The 18,164-nt window shown below is 69.3% G+C and carries 16 protein-coding genes; 9 read left to right on the top strand and 7 right to left on the bottom strand.

Going from position 1 to position 18,164, the window contains the following annotated elements; all coding sequences use genetic code 11:
- Positions 1 to 338: 338 nt before the first annotated feature.
- Positions 339 to 740 carry a glutaredoxin domain-containing protein gene (locus tag ACMCNK_RS01035; RefSeq protein WP_412734469.1) on the bottom strand — a complete coding sequence of 134 codons (402 nt, stop codon included), beginning with the start codon at positions 738 to 740 and terminating at the stop codon, positions 339 to 341.
- Between the two features lie 479 nt (positions 741 to 1,219).
- Between ACMCNK_RS01035 and ACMCNK_RS01030 the strand changes: the two genes are divergently transcribed.
- Positions 1,220 to 1,969 (top strand): PP2C family protein-serine/threonine phosphatase, encoded by a 750-nt coding sequence (locus ACMCNK_RS01030; protein ID WP_412734468.1) that lies wholly within the window; start codon positions 1,220 to 1,222, stop codon positions 1,967 to 1,969.
- Positions 1,970 to 2,036: 67 nt separating this feature from the next.
- Here the strand turns inward: ACMCNK_RS01030 and ACMCNK_RS01025 are convergent, their stop codons facing one another.
- Together ACMCNK_RS01025 and ACMCNK_RS01020 are read right to left on the bottom strand one after the other, a co-directional pair.
- Positions 2,037 to 2,609, bottom strand: coding sequence for an NADAR family protein (locus ACMCNK_RS01025; protein WP_412734467.1), 573 nt, complete (start codon positions 2,607 to 2,609; stop codon positions 2,037 to 2,039).
- Positions 2,610 to 2,769: 160 nt separating this feature from the next.
- Entirely contained in the window at positions 2,770 to 3,249 is a 480-nt protein-coding gene (locus tag ACMCNK_RS01020) for a hypothetical protein (RefSeq protein WP_412734466.1), read from the bottom strand.
- A gap of 566 nt (positions 3,250 to 3,815) precedes the next feature.
- Between ACMCNK_RS01020 and ACMCNK_RS01015 the strand changes: the two genes are divergently transcribed.
- Positions 3,816 to 4,856, top strand: coding sequence for a hypothetical protein (locus ACMCNK_RS01015; protein ID WP_412734465.1), 1,041 nt, complete (start codon positions 3,816 to 3,818; stop codon positions 4,854 to 4,856).
- 141 nt (positions 4,857 to 4,997) lie between these two features.
- On the opposite strand, the gene ACMCNK_RS01010 is transcribed toward ACMCNK_RS01015, so the two are convergent.
- Positions 4,998 to 5,678: an NADPH-dependent F420 reductase gene (locus tag ACMCNK_RS01010; protein ID WP_412734464.1), complete on the bottom strand. Its 681-nt coding sequence runs from the start codon at positions 5,676 to 5,678 to the stop codon at positions 4,998 to 5,000.
- A 150-nt stretch (positions 5,679 to 5,828) separates the two neighbouring features.
- Between ACMCNK_RS01010 and ACMCNK_RS01005 the strand changes: the two genes are divergently transcribed.
- The 3 genes from ACMCNK_RS01005 to ACMCNK_RS00995 all read left to right on the top strand — a co-directional run bounded on the left by ACMCNK_RS01005 (position 5,829) and on the right by ACMCNK_RS00995 (position 9,432).
- Entirely contained in the window at positions 5,829 to 6,416 is a 588-nt protein-coding gene (locus tag ACMCNK_RS01005; RefSeq protein WP_412734463.1) for a TetR/AcrR family transcriptional regulator, read from the top strand.
- A 112-nt stretch (positions 6,417 to 6,528) separates the two neighbouring features.
- A complete protein-coding gene (locus ACMCNK_RS01000) occupies positions 6,529 to 8,130 on the top strand; it encodes a diguanylate cyclase (protein ID WP_412734462.1) in 1,602 nt (533 codons plus the stop codon).
- A 210-nt stretch (positions 8,131 to 8,340) separates the two neighbouring features.
- On the top strand, positions 8,341 to 9,432 hold the full coding sequence (locus tag ACMCNK_RS00995) for a hypothetical protein (protein ID WP_412734461.1): 1,092 nt from the start codon (positions 8,341 to 8,343) through the stop codon (positions 9,430 to 9,432).
- A gap of 115 nt (positions 9,433 to 9,547) precedes the next feature.
- Here ACMCNK_RS00995 and ACMCNK_RS00990 read toward each other — a convergent pair whose 3' ends face one another.
- Positions 9,548 to 10,537 carry a poly(3-hydroxybutyrate) depolymerase gene (locus tag ACMCNK_RS00990; RefSeq protein ID WP_412734460.1) on the bottom strand — a complete coding sequence of 330 codons (990 nt, stop codon included), beginning with the start codon at positions 10,535 to 10,537 and terminating at the stop codon, positions 9,548 to 9,550.
- 255 nt (positions 10,538 to 10,792) lie between these two features.
- Between ACMCNK_RS00990 and ACMCNK_RS00985 the strand changes: the two genes are divergently transcribed.
- Positions 10,793 to 11,470, top strand: coding sequence for a TetR/AcrR family transcriptional regulator (locus tag ACMCNK_RS00985; protein ID WP_412734459.1), 678 nt, complete (start codon positions 10,793 to 10,795; stop codon positions 11,468 to 11,470).
- A 7-nt stretch (positions 11,471 to 11,477) separates the two neighbouring features.
- Positions 11,478 to 12,341: an alpha/beta hydrolase gene (locus tag ACMCNK_RS00980; RefSeq protein WP_412734458.1), complete on the top strand. Its 864-nt coding sequence runs from the start codon at positions 11,478 to 11,480 to the stop codon at positions 12,339 to 12,341.
- Here ACMCNK_RS00980 and ACMCNK_RS00975 read toward each other — a convergent pair whose 3' ends face one another.
- Positions 12,342 to 13,184 carry a Cof-type HAD-IIB family hydrolase gene (locus ACMCNK_RS00975; protein ID WP_412734457.1) on the bottom strand — a complete coding sequence of 281 codons (843 nt, stop codon included), beginning with the start codon at positions 13,182 to 13,184 and terminating at the stop codon, positions 12,342 to 12,344. It lies immediately after the preceding gene.
- Positions 13,185 to 13,186: 2 nt separating this feature from the next.
- Positions 13,187 to 15,583: a phosphoketolase gene (locus ACMCNK_RS00970; protein WP_412740725.1), complete on the bottom strand. Its 2,397-nt coding sequence runs from the start codon at positions 15,581 to 15,583 to the stop codon at positions 13,187 to 13,189.
- A 270-nt stretch (positions 15,584 to 15,853) separates the two neighbouring features.
- Here ACMCNK_RS00970 and ACMCNK_RS00965 point away from each other — a divergent pair, with 270 nt between their 5' ends.
- The gene (locus tag ACMCNK_RS00965; RefSeq protein ID WP_412734456.1) at positions 15,854 to 16,813 is read left to right on the top strand and encodes an ABC transporter ATP-binding protein; all 960 of its coding nucleotides are present in this window, start codon (positions 15,854 to 15,856) and stop codon (positions 16,811 to 16,813) included.
- On the top strand, positions 16,810 to 18,162 hold the full coding sequence (locus tag ACMCNK_RS00960; protein WP_412734455.1) for an ABC transporter permease: 1,353 nt from the start codon (positions 16,810 to 16,812) through the stop codon (positions 18,160 to 18,162). Before ACMCNK_RS00965 ends, ACMCNK_RS00960 begins: the two co-directional genes overlap by 4 nt.
- The last annotated feature ends 2 nt before the right edge of the window (positions 18,163 to 18,164 follow it).

Below are 18,164 nucleotides of genomic sequence, written 5' to 3'. Positions count from 1 at the left end.
ATTTCGCCGTCGAGGACCGCCGAGGCAGAATCGCCGTCGCCTGATTCGGGCCGGATGCGCTCCCGGCGGGAGCCGTGCGCCCGAACGGTCCAGAGCCCTATGGCCGGACGGCGGCGGCCGTCCAATTCCCAGACGAACTCGGTTCGCCGAGGCGCAGGTTCTCAAGAACAGGAGTCCGTTGTGGAGGACGGACCTGCCTTAGTCCATTCCGCGTGAGCAGGGAAGACGGCGGGTCACGGTAGGAGAATTCAGGGCAGAGACGGCCCGGGAAATAGCGAGCCGGTCAGGCACTGACAGGCGGGCTTCCCGACTCCCGGAATCGGCCCCCGGGAAAGTCGTCAGTACGCTAGAGCACCGCGCAGCCAGCGCGGGTCCGGGTTCACGTACGCGGCGCCCGCCAGGATGACCGTCGGGACCGTTTCGTTGCCATCCGCGACCGCCCGGACCGCTGCCGCCGCCCCCGGGTCACGCCAGATGTCCACCCAGTGAGCACGGCGACCCAGCAGAGCGAAGCGGAGGCGCAGGCAGAACGGGCAGCCGGGACGCCAGTAGATGATTGCGCGGCCGTCCTTCGCGCTGCGGTCCCGGGCCATCGCATCGGTCAGCGGGAACGGGAACACCAGAGGGGAAACGAGGACCGCTCCGAGTAGGCAGACGACCAGTGCGGTCACGGAGTCGGCGACGGCGGCGAGCACAGCGCCGGTCAGTGCGATGACGGCGGGGGCGATCCAGCGGCGCATGACACCTAACGGTACGCGCAGCCCTCAGAGGTGCCCCCCGTGCCACGTGGCGCCGGACCTCCCAGCCGTCCTCCCAGCAGACCGCCTCCACGAGGTCATCGCCGGTGTGGGCAAGCCCGGTTACCTCGGTCGCGCTGGTTCCGATCAGGTGCGCAGCCACAGTGGAGCGTCCATTGATTGGCGCAAATGCGATTCGGATGCGAATGCGATGCGAATTCGCGGGTTTTAAGGTTTCGGGGAGTCGGGCAGCGCATAGGCAGCAGCGACTGCTCCTCCACCGAAATGCGGGTGGCGTCCATCGTGAGCACCTCGTCCTGGTTCATCCATCACGTGGAGGGTCCACCGATCTGTTCGACGAGGCCGCCGCAGACCCTCCAGAAGCTTCTGTGGATGGAACCCGAGCGGGCCTTGGCCGCAGTGCAGGTCCTCTCCGTCCGGTGGGAGCCGCGGCGCTAGCCTGGCGAACGGAGGCGATTCAGGTGGAGATCAACACGGTGACGTGGGTGGTCGGGGGTCAACGGTTGACCGCCGCTGCCGGGAGCGTCGTCGGCAACCGGTATCGCGACAACTATGACGTGGTACACCTGGACGGCACTCGACCGCTCGCGGTAGTGGCGGACGGGATGGGCGACGGTCCCGGCAGCCGGGCGGCCGGACGTACCGCAGTGGACGTCTTCGTCCGGCACGCCGTGTCCGCCGGCGGGCCGGCAGCGCTGCGCGCCGCGGTGGCCGACGTCCAGCAGGCGGTACGCAGGGCAGGTCACGGCCTGCCCGATCTGACCGGGTGCACGCTCACGGCCTTCGTCGCCGATCCGGCCGCGGATGACTGCGCGGCCTGGCTAGTGCAGTTGGGCGACTCGCGGGCCTACCGACTCCGCGACGGCCTGCTGGAGCTACTCACCGTCGACCACACCATCGCCTGGCTCGGCACCTTGCACGGCTGGTTCACTCCTGACTCGCCGCAGGCCCGCGCGGCCCGCTATCAGCTGACCCGGTACGTCGGGCATCCTGATGCGCCGGAACCGGATCTGGTCAATGTCGGCCTGCGCTCCGGTGACCTGTTTCTGCTGTGCACCGACGGGATCTCCGACCAGGTGAGATACGAACGTCTGAGCCAGGTGCTCAAGGACGAAGCGAACAGCCCGCAAACGGCGGTGCAGACCCTGCTCAGCGACAGCCTCCAGATCGGCGACGACAACGCGACGGCGGCACTGGTCCGAGTGGACTGAACCCGACCGAGCGTGACAACCGTGCCACAGCCCGCGATGACAGCGGCGAATCCGTGGCGTCCGGCGCTCACCGTGGCTGCGACTTGTTGTCCAGGACGTCACGAACATGCATCAACGCGAATCCGAGAAGGTTCTGACCCTGCCACTGGGATGGATCAGTGGCTGCGGGGTCGTCGCGGGTGAGGCCGATCCCCCAGATCCGGTCCACCGGGCTGGCCTCGACAAGAACCCGCGGGCCGGTGCCGATCAGGAACGCCCTCAATGGGGCGTGCTGACCGAACTTGGCCAGGTTGCCGGCCATCACGATCGGGAATCGTTGCTCGGCCCACGTTTTTTCGTCGAATCCGGTGACTCGGCTGCCGAGTGCCTTGGCCGCGTGCGGGTGTGGCGCAGCGAGAATCCGCTGGGCCATGGCGTCGTCACCGAACAGGGTGGCCTTGCGCCACATCATGTAGTGCTCCGCGGTGGCGAACGAATGCCCGTCGAGGGTGAACGGTGCAGGCCACCATTGGCTCAAGCATCCTCCGCCGATGCTGCCGTCACGTTCGGGCTGGTGGCCCCAGAAGAACAAGAATTTGATCCGCTGGCCCTGCGCAAGAGCAGCCATCAAATCGGTGACGGTGAGGGTTGCATCGGGCATGGTCAGAGTGTGCTTGACCCAGGCCGGCGCACGCCAGGGATTTCACCTGCGGCGGCAGCCCCTGCTCGACGGCCCGAACCCGGCCTTCACCGAGGTGCGCTTCATCCCCTGACCACGGCCTCGACAGACAGTGATCGTCGGCGGCCGGGGGCTTGCCTGGTCAGCCGTGCGCCACCGGGCTCGCGGCCGTGCCCGCGTTGCTCCGCTCGATGTCGTCGCGCGCGGCCAGCAGTGCCCGAGGTGGCCCGATGGCGCCGCTGAAAGCGTGGGAGAGCACGGTGTGGCACGGGATGATCTCGAAGGTCTTCTCGCCGCAGCGCACGCGCAGGAACCAGCGTTGCCAAACGTGTTCCTGCTCGATCGCGGTGATCTCGGCGTAGGGCATTCGGTAGCTGCGGGTAATCCAGTGCTGGGTGATGCCGGTGTCGTCGACGATCGTGCGGACCCGCCAGCTGAGCACCAGGAAGGCCGCGAACGCCAGAAGGAGCAGGATGCCCAGCGCGGCTCGCAGGACGGAGTCGAGGTCGGGGTGGTGGGCAGCCCAGGTGAGGAGCTGACCGATTCCAACGGTGTCGAAGACCAGGCACGCCGCGCAGGCGGCCAGGAACGGCCGGTGCCGGTAGACGCGCGGAGTGCTCACATCTTGATCATCGCGGACGGACGCCAGTGCGCGTGGACTGACCAACCCGAACCAGCGGACGCTGTCATGCCACGACCGCCCGGCGCGTGCCGGGCGGTCGTGGCATGGCCACTGCCAGGCGCCGCGCTCGCGGGCCTCGGCCCGTCCGGTGCGGCGCAGTCCACCCCGTGTGGCTTTTGATGGGCCGTAATGAGCGGCGCTACCCCGAAGGCAGTTGAGAGGGGCGGCTCGTGACGGTCCCGTCGTGGAGCGGTACAGCAGTGGCTTACACCACCAACAATCGACGGCAAACCTCAACCTCACCTCAAGCCGAACTCTGGCTTCACCATCGATCAGCGGCACCCGGCAGTCCTGGCGGCTGGCGCTGCCAGCAGCAGGCTCAACACACCCTTTGACCACGGACGTCCGGATGAATCCACAGCCGTCGGCTGGCGTGCACTGGCTGCCCGGGCGCAGGTCCCGGACGCCCGGGACCATGGTCCCGACTCGGCCCCGATCTCTCGACCGTGGCGATGGGCTGCCGTAGGAAGGGGTGCCAGAATCGCGATCATCGAACGGAAGTGAGCATGGTGCAGGCCACCTGGGTACGCAGCGGTGCGGTCGTCGCCACTGCCGCAGCGCTGCTGTCGATTCCCGCCCCGGCGGCCGCGCACGAGAAGTGGTTCGTGCCCGGCCCCGACAGCTACCCGACCGAGTGGGCGTTCGTGTGGCGTCCACTGACGCTGACCCTGATCATCGCTGTGGTGGCGGCGGCCGCCGGCTGGCGATGGGCGGCCCGGAAGTTCCTGCCCACCCCGGAGCTGCGGGTGCTGCACCCGCTCGGCCGGCTGGTGCCGTACGTGCCGAGGCTGCTGGCCGTGCACCTCGGGGTGTCCCTGCTCGCGGCCGCGGTCACGGGGCACTTCCTCACCCACGACCTGGAGGTCGAGCACCTCGTCGGGGGCTCCGCGCTGCTGTTGGTGGAAGGCGCGCTCGGGGTCTGGTTCATCACGGGCGTACGGCTGCGCCCGGCCGCGATCGCGCTGGCCCTGGGCGGCCCGCTCGCCCTGCTCGTCACCGGACCGGTGGGTCTGCTCTCAGCGATGGACCTGCTCGGCGTCGCTGTCTTCCTCGCGTTCGTGCCGCCTTCAGACGCCGCGTTCGGCCGGGTCGAACCGAGCGCCGAAGCGCTGCGGCGGGCGCTGCTGGCGCTGCGCCTCGGGGCGGGCGGTGCGCTGATCACCTTGGCGTTCGCGGAGAAGCTGGCCAATCCGGCGCTGGCCCGCGAGACCCTGCGGCTGTTCCCGCAGCTCGACGTGTTCGCCTTGGTCGGCATCCACGTTCCCGCGGACACCTTCGTCGCGGTTGCCGGCGCCACCGAGCTGCTCTTCGGCCTGCTGGTCATCTCGGGTGCCCTGCCGCAGGTCGCGGTGCTGGTCGCCGGCATCCCGTTCAATGCCACCCTGCTGCTGTTCGGCGGTACCGAGATGCTCGGCCACCTGCCGGTCTACGGCATCTTCCTCACCTTGCTGGTGTACGGCTCCAACCCGCGCACCGCCGAACTGGTCCGCTGGCTGCCGGTCCCGGCACGTCGGGCGGCGCACCGAGCAGCCCTGCCGACCAGCTGATCCACGCCCGGCGCCGGGGCGCTCGCGCAAAAGCGTGGCCCCGGCGCTCAACCGCTCCGGCTTGTGTCCGGCGTCAGGCGGCAGCGGCCGAGGTAGCCGGCTGGCACCCCACGACCGCCCCATAGGTACGCGCTACCGCGCTCACCGAACGATCTTGAAGTTGAAGTTCGGGGTGCCCAGGGCGCTGAACAGCCGCAGCCACACGGACAGCAACATCTCGGTGCCCCGGGCTGTGGTGATGTCACCGAGATCGATGATGTCCCGGTGGCCGAGCGAGGCGAGCAGCTCGGTGGCGACCTTCTTAGCCGCACTGTCGTTCCCGGAGACGAAGGCCGTGTGGTCTCCGTCGGCCAGCTGGCGTGGGTTCGCCATCAGTGCGGCGTTCATGGTGTTCAGCGTCTTGACCACTCGTGCGTCCGGGAAAGTGCGCTGGATCTGCTCACCGAGCGAGTCGGTGTCCTTGACGAACAGGGTCGGCGGCACGCCGTGTGAGAAGTCCAGGGGGTTGGCGATGTCCAGGACGACTTTGCCGGCCAGATTCCCGGCGCCTGCGGCGTGCAGGGCGTCGAGCGACGCGGCACCCGAGGTGGCGCTGATGACCAGCTCGGCCTCGGCCGCCGCGTCGGCGAAGGCGGCCGGCGTGACGGCCGGGTGCGCGGCGGCCCACGCGGAGAACGGCGGGTTGCCCATCCCGTCGGGCTCGGTGCGTGCCAGCGTGGCGGCCACGTCACGGGTGCCGACGGTCACGTCGTTGCCGAGCTCGGCCAGCCGCGCGGCAATGGCCCGGCCGACCATGCCGGTGCCCAGAACAGCGATCTTCATGGTTGCTCCTTGAAGTGGGGTACTTGAGACGGAGGCTAACAGACAGGTCTGTCTACCCGCCAGCTGGCTGACGGCATGAGTCATCAGGGACACAGAAACCGCTGGTAACAGACTTGTCTGTAGGCTTGGGCGGACGGAGAGGAGAACGCCATGGCGGCAGCAGCGGACGGCGTGCGGCAACCCGCACGCGAACGAATCCTCGACACGGCGTTCCAGTTGTTCTACGCGCACGGCCCCCGCGGCGTCGGCGTCGACACGGTCATCGCCGAGTCAGGAGTCGCCAAGGCGACGCTCTACAAGCACTTCCCCCGCAAGGACGATCTCGTGCTGGCCTACCTCGACCGGGCCGACCAAGCCTGGTTCGGCCAGCTGCGAGCAGCCGCCCGCGCGTCCGGCGACGACCCCCGCGAACAAATGGTGGCCATGTTCGACGCGCTCGAATCCGCCTGTCGTCGCGAGGGCTACCACGGCTGCGCCTTCATCAACACCGCCGCCGAGCGCGCGGACGGCAGCGAGGTGCACGCCCGTACCGTCGAACACAAGACGGTCGTGCGCGCCTGGATGGCCGATCTGGCACGCCGCGCGGGCGCCGCCGCCCCCGACGACCTGGCCCGCCAGCTGAGCCTGCTGCTCGACGGCGGCCTCGCCGCCGGAGTGCTCGACGCCGACCCGGCCACCCCCGCCGCCGCCAAGGCCGCCGCCCGCATTCTCGTCGATACGGCCTGCCCGGCTGCATAGGGCATCACAGGACGAACGGCGATACGACAATCGCTCAGAACAGACAGAATCCGGCCGAACAGGAGCATGGGCCGCGTACGTTGACGCCGCCCTGACGGGTACGGAGGCGGCGGTGGGCGACCGGGCGGATGAGGCGCTGCTGCCTGTCCCGATGTCCGCCTACGGCCCGCTGGACCGCCTGGCCGAACAGGTCCACCTGCTGTCGCAGAGTGGCCGGGTGCCCGAGGCGCTGGACGCCCTGGCGATCTTCGAACCGATGGCCCGGGCGTTCGGCGACACCAAGACCACCGGGTTCCTGCTGCAATGCCGCCTGTACGCGTACGTGTACCTGGGCCGGTTCCCGGAAGCCACCGTGGTCGGCGAGCAGCTGCTGAGCCATCACGAATCCACCGGTTCCACGATCGCCGTGGCCAAGACGCTCGCCGATCTGGCCGACCTGTTCCTGCGCGTGGACCGGGTCGGCGAGGCGATGAGCCACCTGGCCCGGGCGGGCCTGCTGCTGGAGCAGACCACCGTGCGCAACGAGCGGTACGTGGCGGCGATGGGGTCCCTGGTGCGCGCCGCCACCGGAGCGGACCTCTACGAGACGGCGCACGCCACCTACGAGCAGCTGATGCGCTGGATGGTGCCGGAGCGGGTCGAGATGTCCGCCAGCATCGAACTCATCTACGCCGAGATGCTGCTGCGGTGGGGGCTGCGGCTCGACCAACTCGGCGACCACCAGCAGGCCAGGTCACGGATCCGGACCGCCGCCGCCAGCTTCGCGCGCTGGGCTGAGGCGTACGCGTGCCGCGGCGACCAGGAAGTGGCCATGCCGTTTGTCGCGCTGCACGCCTTGGCGCTGGCCAAGCTCGGCGAGCTGGACCGGGCGCGGCAACTCGCCACCGACGTCGTGCTCCCGTTGCGCCGCGACGGCGACCCGCACGCAGCCTGGCCCGCACACCTGGCGCTGGGCCTCGCGCTGCGCGACTGCGGTGACCTGACCGCCGCCCGGCGGGAGATGGTCGCGGCCGCCGAGATCGTCGAGGTCAGCGGATCCGACACCCTGGGCCTCATCGTCGACCACGAACTGGCCCGACTCGCGGCCGACGAAGTCGGTGAACACGCCAGCCGCGACCTGCGGCACGTGATCGAACGACAGACCCACCGACTCTGGCATCTCCGCCTGCAACGCCTCGCCATGCTCAGGCAGGCCCGCCACCGCGAGGAACAGGAGCAGGCCCGTCGCGCCGCCGAAGCCGCCTCCCTGCACGACCCCCTCACCGGCCTCGGCAACCGGCGCCGCTTCGACCAGCTCCTCACCGACCTCGACACCGGCCACATGCCGACACCCACCGCACTGCTCTTCATCGATGTCGACAAGTTCAAAGCCATCAACGACAGCTATTCGCACAGCGCCGGCGACGCCGTCCTGCGCGACATCGCCGCGATCCTGCGCGCCAACTGCCGCGCCGACGACGTTCCGATCCGCTACGCCGGCGACGAATTCGTCGTCTTTCTCCGCACCGACCCCGCCGGCGCCCGCCACGTCGCCGAACGCATCCGCGCCAGCATCAGCGCCACCACCTACGACGACCTGCCCGGACTACGGGTCAGCATCAGCGTCGGCGTCGCCAACCACACTCCCGGCACGCCTGCCCACGAACTCGTCGACACCGCCGACGCCAACCTCTACCAGGCAAAGCGCTGCGGCCGCGACCAAGTCGCCGCCTGAGGATCCACACAGAGCCGGCCGGCAGGCTTCGCAATACAACAAATCCGGGCCGTCCGGTAGCGTCACTTGGCGCGCACACGACCGATACTCGGTGGCGCAATCCCGATCGGCGTCCCCCGAACGGCTACATGATCGTGGTTGACGTCGTTGTTTACCCGCCATGCACCTCAGTGGAACCACGGGTTTGTCGACGTCGACCACCGTGCCGCCATGCGCAAATCACTTGCCGCCATCGCGGCCGCCGCGACCCTGATGGTCCCCGGCGTCGCGGCCGCAAACCATATCCGAGGCCAGGACGACGATTCCGGCGACACCTACGAGGTCGGGCTCTTCGGTGACATGCCGTACGCGGCGTACGGCCGCGACCACTACCCCGCCGTCCTGGCGGACATGAACGAGCACGATCTGGCGTTCAGCGTCTTCGACGGCGACGCCAAGAACGGCAGCGAGCCCTGCTACGCCGACCCGCACCCCAGCGACCCGGCCAACCCCACGCCGGAGAACGCGGTCGCGGACGCGACCCACCCGGACATCTACAAGTACGCGCTCGCGAAGTGGGCAACCCTGAAAGACCCCGTCGTTGTGGTCCCCGGCGACAACGAGTGGACCGACTGCGACCGCACCACCATCCAGGGCGGCAAGGTCTCGGACTCCAACGACCGGCTCGCGTACGAGCGGAGCCTGTTCTACCCGACCGACCGCAGCCTCGGTCGGAGGACTATCAAGCTGACCCGCCAGAGCGCCCAGTACCCGGAGAACGTCCGCTGGCGCAAAGGACCGGTCACCTACATCGGACTGAACATTCCCGGCAGCGACAACAACTTCTCCCTCGGCGGCAAGGACGGCCCGGCCGCCGAGGCACAGGCCGAGTACGCGGCGCGCAACGCCGCGAATCTGCAGTGGCTCCGTGACGGGTTCGCCGCCGCGAAGGCTGATCACTCGCGCGGCGTCATGGTCGTCATCCAGGCCGACATGTGGGACCCCGGCGCGACCGTGACCCATTTTGCTGACACCAAGAAGGAGCTGTTCACGCAGACCGTCGCCTTCGACGGGCCGGTCGTGCTGGTCAACGGCGACAGCCACAGCTTCGAGGTGGACAAGCCGCTCACGGACTACGCCACCACGAACGCCGCCGGGGCGGCCGGGGCGAACGTCGTCGAGAACTTCACCCGTGTCACCACGTTCGGCGAGTACCAGAACCACTGGGTCAGCGTCACCGTCGATCCTGAAGACCCCGACGTTTTCCAGTTCCACCAGCACATCATCGACGCGAACGTCCCGACCTACACGCCGCCGGCCTGAACGGGTGGCTCCGGCGGGCACCGCCATGCCCGCCGGAGCCACCGCACGCTCCCACCGGCCACGCGGGGCCGACAACACCAGCGCACGTGGTGGCCGTCGCGGGCAATTCGGTGGATCATCCGCCCAGAGCGTGCACCATGTTCACGATGGCCTGCATCTGTGGCCCGTTCCTGGTGGCGAATTCCGCCCCGGTGAACCCCCACCAGTCCCAGCACCCCAGCGGATTGCCGCGGAGCAGACTGATCGAGGTCTGGGGATAGAGGATCACCAGGTTGTTCGTGTCGGCATAGTTGTCCAGATAAGAGTATTTCGGGAACATCTCGCCCACGAAGGTCGTGTCGCTCACGCAGCCGTGCAGCGCGACAACGAGCTTGCACGGGCGGCCCGCCGCACAGGCCGGCGGGATGTACGCCAGGGCGTCGGACGCCATGCTGTACCACTGGGCGGAGCCGCCGGGAACGTAGCGGTCCTGGTCGAAGTGGGTGACCGTGCTCGCGAGCGGGCCGCGGTTGGCCGGGTTGACGTGGCCGAGCCAGTGGGTCAGCATCTCGCCTTCCGGGTCGTTGCCACAGTCGATCAGGAACGGGTACGCGGTCAGGGGGCACGGCAGGATGCCCAGCGGGCTGGGCCACCCGTGGCCTGCCAGGTCGCTTGCGTGATACCGGACGTCGGCTCCGAAGTGCCGGTAGAACTCGACACCGGCGTCGCTGACGTGCCGGGAGATCAATGGGTCGAGGGTGCCGTGGTAGACGTAGACCGGTATGCGGGCCAGGTTGCCCAGTGGATCGATCTTGCCCTCGGCGCCCCACCGGCCGGCCGTGTCCTCCAGGGCCGTGACGTCCAGCCCGGTCAGGTCAGTGCCGCATTGGGTCGCCAGGAGCAGGATGTTGCCGTTGCCGCAGTAGTACGGCCCGGCGCCGAACGTCCCGGCGCCCCGGAAGATGCCGGAGTACGCGACCTGTAGTTGCGAGGCCATGTAGCCACCGGACGAGATGCCGGTGACGTACGAGGCGGTGATGGTGAGCCGGGGCAGGCCTGGTGCGCCTTGCGCCCGACCTGAGTGCGCCGCGGCCTGGGCCGGTACGGCGCCCACCGGGCCAGCCATCAGGCCGAGAACACCGGCGATGAGCGCGGCCAGGGCGCGCCGACCGACCCGTTGACGAGCGTTGGGGCATGGCGGCAGCGGGTGCCGGCGGCCGGCGGGGCGGTCCGAACGTGGGGAGAGGCGGCCTGTGGACGGTGCAGACACGAGGGGATCCTCTCTGCTAGCCTGCCAATCGATTGGTTGGCAGGAAGTGATGGCGGTCACTATGCGGTGTCCACACCCGACGTGTCAACGAGTTGTTCGCACTTTTGCAACATGGAGGTGGGTCTGGTGGCGCAACCGGGCTGGGATCCCCGACGGCTCAACGCGGTCGCGGTCCGACTGCCGGACGGTACGACCCCGCCGGGTACGCGCGGGCGCATCCTGCACTCCGCGCTGAAGCTGTTCGCCGAGTTCGGCTATCACGGCACGTCGATCCGCGACATCGCCGCCGGGGTGGGCATCAACTCCGCGACGTTGTACTCGCACTACCCGTCCAAGGAACAGATCCTCGCCGAGCTGGTTCTGCTTGGTCACGAACAGTTGCACAAACAATTGCAGGAGGCGCTGGCGGAGGCGGGCACCGATCCGGTGCGTCAGCTGGCCGCGCTGGTGCGTACCCAGGTCCTGGTGCATGCGGACTTCCCCTTGCTGGCGCTGGTCGCCAACCAGGAGACGCACGCGCTGAGCCGCGAGTGCGCCGCGCCTGCCCTGGCCGTGCGCGAGCAGAGCCGCGATCTCGCGCGGCAGGTACTGGAGGCCGGCGTGCGTCAGAAGGTGTTCGACACCGACGACGTCACCTTGACGCAGGTCGCGATCAGCAGCATGGGCATCCGCGTCGCCTCCTGGTTCGGTCCGGATCAGCCCTACACCCGCGACCAGATCGCCGACGCGTTCGTGCGGTACGCATTGCGGGTCGCCGGCGCGGTGTCCGCACCTGCCACGGGAGGTTGATCCGGCCATGCAGACCCTCACGTTCAGAGTCACCGGCGGTGACCTGAACGCGCTGCGCTTCGGCACGGGCGCGCGGCTCGTGCTCGCCGTGCACGGCATCACCGCCTCCGGCATGCAGTTCCGCCCGATCGCGCGGCACCTGCCGGCCGACTGGAGCCTCGTCGCACTCGACCTGCGTGGCCGCGGCGGTAGCGACATGCTGCCCGGTCCGTACGGCATCGACGCCCATGCGGCTGACGTGTGCACGGTGGTTCGTCAGCTCGGCACTCCCGTTGTCCTCACCGGGCACTCGATGGGCGCGTACGTCGCGCTGCGCTCCGCCGTCGCCCTCCCGGATTTCGTCGAACGTCTCGTGCTCATCGACGGCGGCCTGCCGCTGCCGGTCCCCGCCCACGTCGATCCGGACCAGCTCCTTCAGGCCACGGTCGGCCCTGCGATGGCCAGGCTTCGGCGGACCTTCGAATCCACGGAAAGCTACGTGGCGAGCTTCCGCGCCCACCCCGCACTGTCGGCCGGATGGAACGGTGACCTGGAGGCGTACGTCCGGTACGACGCTACCGGCGAACCGGGCGCGATCCGATCCCGGGTGAACCCGGACGCGGCCGTCGGCGACGGCCGCGACGTCATCGCCAACGCCGCGTTGTTCGGCAACGATCTGCTGCGGTTGATGGTGCCGACGAGCCTGCTGTACGCACCGCGTGACGCGCTCGATCGGGAACCCGGAATGATGCCCGAACCCGTCGTGCAGCACTGGGCGCGGATGGCGGGGCTCCGGGCGGAAGTCGTTCCCGGCACCAACCACTACACGATCGTCCTCGCGGACGAACCCGCGGGCATCGTCGCCGACCGGCTGACCCGCACCTCCCCCTGATCAGACGGGTGCGGGGACTGCCCTGGGCAGGACGTACCGTTCGACCGCGTCGGCGAAGCCGTCCTGTTCGTTCGATGCCGTGACATGGGTGGCGTGCCGCCGCACTTCCTCGCTCGCGTTGCCCATGGCGATGCTGATGCCGCTGCGCCGAAACATCAGCACGTCGTTGGGCTGGTCGCCGAACGTGGCGATCTGTTCCCGCGGCACCTTGAACCGGAACGACAGCCGGTCGACGACGACGCCCTTGTTGGCCGTCGGGTGCGTGACGTCCAGGTAGTGGGGCTGGGAACGCGCGGCCGAGACCAGGGCGTCGAACTCCAGCTGTACGGCGAGCTCAGCGCGCGCCACCAGGTCGTGATCGTCACTGACCCCGACGATCTTGACGATGCGGTCGAGGAACGGGTCGTAGTTCGGCACGACCGTGGGCGGGAACCGGCATGTCCGGGCCTCGCGGTCCACGTGCGGGGCGTGCGCGTCCGTCACGTACCACTCGGTGGCGGTGTAGATCCACACGTGGAGGCCATGCGCCCGGCAGGTCTCGATCACCCCGGATGCGACGTCCGCCGGGATGTCGCGCTCGTCGAAGACCGTCATGTCCGGCAACATGATCACCCCGCCGTTGAACGCCGCCATCGGCATGTGCATGCCCAGCGGTTCGACGAGCATGCGCATGCCGCGCGGTGGCCGCCCGCTGGTGATCGCGAACAGCACACCCCGTTCGTCGAGCCGCCGTACCACGTCGATGGTGCGTGAGGTCAGCGTCTTCTGCTTCGTGACCAGGGTGCCGTCCACGTCGGCCAGCACCGCCGCGATCCGGATCGTTTCATCGATGGCGGGAATCACGGTCACTCCGTCCAGGTCCAGTCGCGGATCTCCGGCTGGTCCTCGAAATGCTCGCGGGCGTAGGCGGCGGCCCCGGCGATCCGGGCGTCGCACTCGGCAAGCAGGGGCGCGGCGCGATCGCGCAGCCGCGGCGTACGGCGGATCGCCTCCGCGGCCAGGTGGAAACGGCTCATCTCGTTCATCGCGACCATCTGGAACGGCGTGGTGGTGGTGCCCTGCTCGTTGAACCCGCGTACGTGAATGCGGTCGACATCGGGCTGGCCGTGCACGATTTCGTGGATGGCCCGCTGGTAGCCGTGGAACGCGAAGACGACCGGCTTGTCGGCGGTGAACCACTCCACGAACTCCTGCTCGGTGCTGCCGTGCGGATGCAGCTGGGCCGGGAACAGGCGCATCAGGTTGACCACGTTGACCACCCGGACCCGCAGATCCGGCACATGCTTGCGAAGATAGGCCGCGGCGGCCACCGTCTCCATGGTGGGGATGTCGCCCGCGCACCCCAGCACGACGTCCGGTTCGGCGCCGTCGTCGTTGCTCGCCCGGTGCCAGATCGACGCGCCTTTCGCGCAGTGCTCAATGGCCTGATCCATGTCCAGGTACTGCAGTTGCGGCTGCTTGTCCTGCACGATGAGGTTCACGTAGTTGCGGCTGCGCAGGCAGTGGTCCGCGACCGAGAGCAGGCAGTTGGCGTCCGGCGGCAGGTAGATCCGCGTCACCGTGCCCCGCTTGGAGAGCATGACGTCGATCAGGCCGGGTCCCTGGTGGCTGAAACCGTTGTGGTCGTTACGCCAGCAGGTCGAGGTGAGCAGGATGTTCAACGACGGGACCGGTGCACGCCACGGCAGGTTCACCGCCTCCTGCAGCCACTTGGCGTGCTGGACGACCATCGAGGCGGCCACCATCGCGAACGCCTCGTACGTGGCGAACAGGCCGTGCCGGCCGGTCAGCGTGTAAGCCTCCAGCCAGCCCTCGCAGAGATGCTCGCTGAGCACCTCCATGACCCGCCCGTCCGGTGACAGGTGGTCGTCGATGTCGAGGGTGGGCCCGACGAAGCAACGGTTCTCGACCTCGAAGACGTTGCCGAGGCGGTTCGAGTTCGTCTCGTCGGGGCAGAACAGGCGGAAGTTCGCCGCGCCGGCGTTGCGGGCGTAGATGTCGCGCAGCATCTTGCCGAGCTGGCGCGTGGATTCCTGCCGGATCACCGCGGGCTGTTTGGGGTCCACGTCGATCGCGTAGTCGCGGAAGTTCGGAATGTCCAGGTCGACGAGGACCCGGCCGCCGTTGGTGTGCGGGTTGGCGCTCATCCGCCGGTCGCCGTGGGGTGCGAGGCCGGCCAGTTCGGGGATCAGCCGGCCGCCGTCGTCGAACAACCGCTCCGGCCGGTACGAGCGTAGCCACTGCTCCAGCAGCGCAAGGTGGGCCGGGTTCGTCCGGGTGTCCGTCATCGGCACCTGGTGCGACCGGAACGTGCCCGCGGCGGGCCGCCCGTCCACCTCCTTCGGCCCGGTCCAGCCCTTGGGCGTGCGCAGCACGATGGCCGGCCAGCGTGGGCGTTCGCGCAGGCCGAGGCGGCGCGCCGAGTCCTGGATCGTACGGATCCGGTCGTAGCAGGCGTCCAGCGTGGCGGCGAACGCCTGGTGCACCTGCGCCGGGTCGTCGCCCGCGACGAAGTGCGCTTCGTAGCCGTTGCCCTGCAGGAAGGCGCGGATGGTGTCGTCGGATTCGCGGCCCAGGATCGCCGGTCCGCTGATCTTGTAGCCGTTGAGGTGCAGGATCGGCAGGACCGCCCCGTCGCGGACCGGGTTGAGGAAGGCGGTGCCGCGCCACGCCCCGGCGAGCGGACCGGACTCCGCTTCGCCGTCGCCGACGACCGCGGCCACGACGAGCTCCGGATTGTCGAACGCGGCGCCGAACGCGTGCGACAGCACGTACCCCAGCTCGCCGCCCTCGTGGATCGAGCCCGGCGTCTGCACGCTGACATGGCTGGGAACGCCGCCCGGAGTGGAGAATCGGCGGCACAGCAGGCGCATGCCGCCCGCGTCCCGGGTGACCTCCGGATACACCTCCGTGTACGTGCCTTCGAGATAGGCGAGGCCGACCAGGGCCGGGCCGCCGTGACCGGGGCCGGCCAGGTAGATCACGTCGGCGTCACGTTCAGTGATCAGACGGTTCAGGTGGACGTAGATCAGGCTCAGCCCCGGTGAGGTGCCCCAGTGGCCGAGCAGTCGAGGCTTGACGTGCTCGGGACGCAGCGGTTCCCGCAGCAGCGGGTTGTCCTGCAGGTAGATCTGCGCGACGGTCAGGTAGTTGGCGGCGTCCCAGAATCGCTGTATCCGGTCCAGCCCTTGCGGCGACAGCGGTCCGGCCGCAGCGGCCCGTCGGCCGTCCGCGGCGCTCACCGCGCTGGAAACGCTGGCGTCGAACGTGTACACGGTGGATCTCCTTCACCGGACGTCGGGGCCGTTGCACCCAAGGTCGCGTCACGGTCGCGGCGCCGCATCATCCGTCCGGGACGATCTGACATCGGCGCGACAATGTGGTGATCCGACACACCCATCGAGAACAATAAGATTTCTGTCGCCTGCCGTTTCCTGTGCATTCAACAAACGGCCCCCATCCGCGTCGTACACCTTTCCTACGTTCATCGAAATTGATGAAGGCAGGGCACTGTGAACACCCATCGACTGGCAGTGCGGGCGCGCGGGATCACGAAATGTTTCGGCGAGATCGTCGCGCTCGACGGTGTCGACCTGGACGTGGCGCAGGGGCAGATCCACGGCCTGGTCGGGCCGAACGGTGCCGGCAAGACGACGCTGCTGGGCCTGCTGCTGGGCCTGGCCGTCGCCGACACCGGTCGTCTGGAGATCTTGGGTACGCCGGTCCGGCGGGCCCTCGACGCACCGGAGGGGGTCGCCGGGTTCGTGGACGGTCCCGGGCTGTATCCCTGGCTCACCGCCCGGCAGAACCTCGCCGCGCTGGCCTCGCTGCGCGGCCTCGGCGGGGCAGCGGCGCGGATCGACGAGGCGCTCGACGAGGTCGGCCTCGCCGACGTCGCCGACGACCGGGCGCAGGGATTCTCCCTCGGCATGCGCCAGCGACTCGGCCTCGCCGCCGCCCTGCTCACCAGGCCCCGCCTGCTCGTACTCGACGAACCGTCCAATGGTCTCGACCCGGTCGGCAAGAGGCTCATCCACAGTGTTCTGTCGCGGCTGGCGAACGGCGGAGCCGGCGTCGTGTTGTCGAGCCATCGCATGGACGATGTCGAGGCGCTGTGTCACGAGGTCACCATCCTCGTCACCGGACGGGCCGTCTTCTCCGGTCCGCTGAGCAAGCTGGTCTCGGAGAACGGTGCGCTCGACTACCGGGTGGTCGCCTCCGATCCGCCGGCCGCCCGTCGCATCGTCGCCGACATCACCGGGATCGGTGTGGTCGGCGGCCATGACGACGGCGAGGTGATCGTCGTAAGCGCGCTGGTGCCTGCCCTCGACGAGCTGGTGGTCCGGCTGGTCCATTCCGGTATCGCCGTGCGCGAGCTCGCACCGGTGATGTCGCCGCTGGAGGCCGCGTTCGTCGCTCTCACCGCGCAGCAGGAACTCGCCCTTGACAGGCAGACGGGCGCCGGCCGGTGACCGCGACCGTCTCGCACGCGGTGGTGGGACGGCGTGTCCCGGTGGTCCGTGGCTACCGGTTCGAGCTGGTCAAGCTGCTCGCCCAGTGGCGGATCCGACTGCTGGCCCTGGCCTGCTGGCTCGCGCCGGCACTGTTCGTCGTGGCGGTGAGCCGGCAGAGCACGCTTCCCGTCGACACCCTGTTCGGCCGGTGGATGCACGCGACCGGATGGGCCGGCCCGCTGGTGGTGCTCGGTTTCGCGGGCACCTGGGCGCTGCCGCTGATGACCTCGGTGGTGGCCGGCGACGTGTTCGCGATCGAGGACCGGCTCGGCACCTGGCGTCACCTGCTCGTGGCGGTCCGGTCGCCGCGGCGGATCTTCGCGGCGAAGTCCCTGGCCGGCGCGACCGTGATCCTGCTGCTGACCGCCGGGCTGGCCGTGTCCAGCGTGACCGGCGGAGCCATGGCGGTCGGCGACCAGCCGCTCGTCGGTCTCGACGGCCACGAGCTGGCGCCGGCCGACGCCGCGGGCAAGGTGCTGCTTGCTTGGATGTGCGTGCTGGCCCCGACGCTGGCGCTCGCCGCGATCGGGCTGCTCGGGTCCGTCGCGTTGGGGCGGTCCCCGATGGGTCTGCTGCTGCCCGTCTTCGTCGCGCTGGCGTTGCAGCTCGCCCAGCTGCTGCCGCTGCCCGTCCCCGTACGTCTGGCACTGCCCGGCTACGCCTTCACCGCCTGGAACGGGCTGTTCACCAGCCCGGGGCAGCTCGGCCCGCTGCTGATCGGCGTCGTGGTCAGCCTGGTGTGGGTGGTGGCCGCGACGGCGCTGGCGTACCGGCTGTTCGTGCGGCGCGACTTCACCGACCTGTCGTTCGACGGCTCGCCTCGCCGTGCGCTCACCGCCGGTCTCCTGCCACTGGCCGGGTTGCTGGCCGTGACGGTGGCGGTCGCTGCCGCGGGAACCGGCGCCACGGGCTCCGGGATCGATCAGGACAAGGTGCAGCGTGCGGTCGCCACGGCCTTCGGCCACCTGTACCGGCGGCAGACCGCGCAGCTGCACCGGCCGGACGTCACGGAGGCGCAGTTGCAGGCCACCGCGGCGTGTACGAAGGGCGGCGGCCGGCTCGCCCCTCAGGGAGCGGGCAACGACTGGCGGTGCGTCGTCTCCTGGCACCTGCCCGGTATCGCGGCCGTGGGGTCGGCCACCTACCAGCTCGACATCGCCCCGGACGGGCGGTACACGGCCGATGGTGACGGGCCGAAGGAGGTGAACGGGTACTTCCTGGTCCGCACCGCGACCGGGGATGCACCGAATCCGCTCTGGCAGTTCGACGGCACCGTCGCACTGCTCCCGACCACGCCGAAGGGATAATT

This window comes from Krasilnikovia sp. MM14-A1259 (assembly GCF_047159535.1).
Classification (GTDB): domain Bacteria; phylum Actinomycetota; class Actinomycetes; order Mycobacteriales; family Micromonosporaceae; genus Actinoplanes.
The sequence above is the reverse complement of the archived record's forward strand: the minus strand, read 5'-3'. Positions and strand labels throughout refer to the sequence as shown.